The sequence below is a fragment of the Oscillibacter sp. PC13 genome (assembly GCF_900115635.1).
In the GTDB taxonomy this organism is placed as follows: domain Bacteria; phylum Bacillota; class Clostridia; order Oscillospirales; family Oscillospiraceae; genus Oscillibacter.
The window spans coordinates 1-2105 of record NZ_FOXE01000036.1 but is presented as its reverse complement, the minus strand read 5'-3'; the positions used below and the strand labels follow the sequence as shown (position 1 = coordinate 2105).

The window sequence follows — 2105 nt, the reverse complement described above, 5'->3', positions numbered from 1 at the left end:
CTGCGCTTCCACCTCTTGCCTATCAACCAGGTAGTCTTCCTGGGCCCTTACCTCATATAGAGTGAGAGATCTCATCTTAGGGGGAGTTTCACGCTTAGATGCTTTCAGCGTTTATCTCGTCCGTACATAGCTACCCAGCTATGCCCTTGGCAGGACAACTGGTGCACCAGAGGTACGTCCATCCCGGTCCTCTCGTACTAAGGACAGCTCCCTTCAAATCTCTTACGCCCGCAACAGATAGGGACCGAACTGTCTCACGACGTTCTGAACCCAGCTCGCGTGCCACTTTAATCGGCGAACAGCCGAACCCTTGGGACCGAATTCAGCCCCAGGATGTGACGAGCCGACATCGAGGTGCCAAACCTCCCCGTCGCTGTGGACGCTTGGGGGAGATCAGCCTGTTATCCCCAGGGTAGCTTTTATCCGTTGAGCGATGGCATTTCCACTCACATACCACCGGATCACTAACTCCAACTTTCGTTACTGCTCGACCCGTCGGTCTCGCAGTTAGGCTGGCTTATACGTTTACACTCACTGCACGATTTCCGTCCGTGCTGAGCCAACCTTTGAGCGCCTCCGTTACATTTTAGGAGGCGACCGCCCCAGTCAAACTGCCCGCCTAACAGTGTCCCCCGACCGGATTCACGGCCGCAGGTTAGAAAATCAGCAATCCAAGAGTGGTATCCCACCGGCGACTCCACCCGAGCTGACGCCCGGGCTTCCAAGTCTCCCACCTATCCTGTACATGAATTACCGATTTCCAGTATTAAGCTGCAGTAAAGCTCCATGGGGTCTTTCCGTCTAGTTGCGGGTAACCGGCATCTTCACCGGTACTACAATTTCGCCGGGCGGGCTGTTGAGACAGTGCCCAAATCATTACGCCTTTCGTGCGGGTCAGAACTTACCTGACAAGGAATTTCGCTACCTTAGGACCGTTATAGTTACGGCCGCCGTTTACCGGGGCTTCAATTCAATGCTTCGGGTTGCCCCTGACATCTCCTCTTAACCTTCCGGCACCGGGCAGGCGTCAGCCCATATACGTCATCTTTCGATTTAGCATAGACCTGTGTTTTTGGTAAACAGTTGCTTGGGCCTATTCACTGCGGCCTCTTTCGAGGCTCCCCTTCTTCCGAAGTTACGGGGTCAACTTGCCGAGTTCCTTAACAACCCTTCTCCCGTTGGCCTTAGGATTCTCTCCTCATCTACCTGTGTCGGTTTGCGGTACGGGCACCTTAGTATACCCCAGAGCTTTTCTCGCCTCAAGGCATCGTCGACTTCGCTACTATATTTCGCTCCCTTTCGCCCGGGTCAACCAACGCCCGGGTTCGACTATCCTCAAGTGTCCCTCTGGTTTAAAGTTCGGTGGCTACGGAATTTCTACCGTATGTGCATCGACTACGCCTTGCGGCCTCGCCTTAGCCCCCGGCTTACCTTGGGCGGACGAACCTTCCCCAAGAAACCTTAGATTTTCGGCCATTATGATTCCCACATAATTCTCGCTACTCATTCCGGCATTCTCACTTCTGTACAGTCCACCGCTGCTTCCGCTACGACTTCACCCCATACAGAACGCTCCCCTACCACTGTCTTTAGACAATCCTAAGCTTCGGTTGTATACTTAGCCCCGTTACATTTTCCGCGCAGAGTCACTCGACCAGTGAGCTATTACGCACTCTTTTAATGTGTGGCTGCTTCTAAGCCAACATCCTGGTTGTTTTCGCAATTCCACATCGTTTTCCACTTAGTATACATTTGGGACCTTAGCTGTAGGTCTGGGCTGTTTCCCTTTTGACAATGAAACTTATCTCACACTGTCTGACTGCTATGCATCAATTATCCGGCATTCAGAGTTTGATAGGCGTTGGTAACCTTATCGGCCCCGCTACCATTCAGTGCTTTACCTCCGGTAATCTAACATAACGCTAGCCCTAAAGCTATTTCGGGGAGAACCAGCTATCTCCGAGTTCGATTGGAATTTCACCGCTACCCACAAGTCATCCGCCACCATTGCAACGGGGGTCGGTTCGGTCCTCCATGGGGTTTCACCCCCACTTCAACCTGCTCATGGGTAGGTCACCCGGTTTCGGGTCTATGGCAACGAACTT

General features: G+C 52.7%; 1 rRNA gene. It reads right to left on the bottom strand.

Going from position 1 to position 2105, the window contains the following annotated elements:
• Nucleotides 1-2105, bottom strand: a 23S ribosomal RNA gene (locus BMZ81_RS13765); the annotation flags it as partial.